The organism is Rhizobium sp. CSW-27, assembly GCF_018760785.1.
Lineage (GTDB): Bacteria > Pseudomonadota > Alphaproteobacteria > Rhizobiales > Rhizobiaceae > Neorhizobium.
This window is the reverse complement of the sequence record NZ_JAHHZO010000084.1, coordinates 1-397: the sequence shown is the minus strand read 5'-3', so window position 1 is coordinate 397 and position 397 is coordinate 1. Positions and strand designations below refer to the sequence as shown.

The window sequence follows — 397 nt, the reverse complement described above, 5'->3', positions numbered from 1 at the left end:
CGACGGGTGATCTGACGCAGGCATCTGGCTCTCTCATTGACGGCGGCACGGGTGACGTGATGCTGTCGGCCGGTACGGATGCCAAGCTTGGCCGTGTGACGACCGCGGGTGCGGTGTCTGTCTCGGCTCTTGGCGGCTCGGTGGAGCTTGCCGATGCGCTGAGCACGTCTGGCGGTTCGGTCGAGGTGACGGCCGAAACGGATGTTGTTGTTGCCGCCACGGGTTCCGTTGCCGGCGCCAACGGCGTGTCTCTGACGGCAACGACGGGCGGGCTGACGCAGGCATCTGGCTCTCTCATTGATGGCGGCACGGGTGACGTGATGCTGTCGGCGGGTACGGATGCCACGATCGGCCAGGTCAAGACCGCGGGTGCGGGCACGATCGGCATCACGGCTGT

At 66.5% G+C, this 397-nt stretch carries 1 protein-coding gene; it reads left to right on the top strand.

The features are described 5' to 3' along the window. On the top strand, positions 1-397 hold a 397-nt coding region (locus KLP42_RS26715; RefSeq protein WP_215571172.1), incomplete at both ends, for a hypothetical protein.